We start from the raw sequence: 1127 nt of genomic DNA, 5'->3' as shown, positions 1-1127 counted from the left end.
TTATGGAAATTAAAATCATGCATAAGTTAAAATTCCATTGATGGACCCTATAAAAATAGCTCCAATTTATGTCTTATTGATTTTAATTATTAAAACTTTCTGCCATCTCAGATAATGCTTCGTTATGCACTCTATAAGTGGTCCATTCATCCATAGGAACTGCGCCTAACTGTTTATAGAATTTAATTGATGGCTCATTCCAGTCAAGACACCACCAGTCAAGTCTACCACAATTTCTATCTACAGCAAGTTTAGCTAAGAATGAAAGTAGTATTTTTCCAAATCCTTTTCCTCTCATTTCTGGCTTCACATACAAATCTTCTAAATAGATACCTGGTCGTCCCAAAAATGTTGAAAAATTGTGAAAAAATAATGCAAAGCCTACTGGTTTACCTTCATATTCTCCAATTACAACTTCTGCTACCTTACATTCAAATAATGATTCTTTTAAAATTTCTTCTGTAGCAACAATCTCGTGTAGTAATTTCTCATAATCTGCTAATTCCTTAATAAACTCTAGAACTAAAGGAATATCTTTCTCTTCTGCAAATCTCAAATTAAAATCTTTTACTTTAGTATTAATTAAAGTGCTCATACCTTACCTCCTAAAATTAAGCATAATTTCTATAAATATATTAAATTCTTAATTGTACATAAATAATTATAGCATGAATTTAAAATAAAAAGAATATTCTTGATTATTGTCGTATACTGGCATATATTAATGAAATTCTATAGATACACTAGCTCTAAAATTAAATAACTTATATTGTTTTTTAATAAAATAAAAAAACTCAGTAAAACAAAGTTTACTGAGCTTTTGGCAGGGGCAGCAGGACTCGAACCCGCAACCAATGGTTTTGGAGACCACTACTCTACCAATTGAGCCATACCCCTATAACAGAATCAATTATATCATATTATTTTCATAAATACAATATGAATTTTGTTAAAATAGTTTATTCAATTTCATAAAATTGATTATTAACTATCAATTAAGATGCGCTTTAAAATAATAATCCAGTATGTTAGCCCATTTTATAAGGATACAATGTGAAAACTTAATATACTCTGGAAAATAAGCTTTCTATAGAAATAGCTTGAATCCTTAAAAATTAAGGATTAAT

Annotated in this window: 1 protein-coding gene and 1 tRNA gene; both read right to left on the bottom strand. The window is 28.3% G+C overall.

From position 1 onward, the window contains the following. Positions 1–82: 82 nt before the first annotated feature. A complete protein-coding gene (locus B2W91_RS00550; RefSeq protein WP_291578310.1) occupies positions 83–595 on the bottom strand; it encodes a GNAT family N-acetyltransferase in 513 nt (170 codons plus the stop codon). 226 nt (positions 596–821) lie between these two features. After that, positions 822–897: transfer RNA gene (locus B2W91_RS00545), tRNA-Trp, on the bottom strand. Positions 898–1127 lie beyond the last annotated feature (230 nt).

The sequence above is a fragment of the Clostridium sp. UBA6640 genome (assembly GCF_002455975.1).
In the GTDB taxonomy this organism is placed as follows: Bacteria; Bacillota; Clostridia; order Clostridiales; family Clostridiaceae; genus Clostridium_J.
The sequence above is the reverse complement of the archived record's forward strand: the minus strand, read 5'-3'. Positions and strand labels throughout refer to the sequence as shown.

Excerpts from the sequence above, each read along its gene's own strand:
- B2W91_RS00550 (WP_291578310.1), bottom strand. The coding sequence starts at position 595 with ATGAGCACTTTAATTAATACTAAAGTAAAAGATTTTAATTTGAGATTT.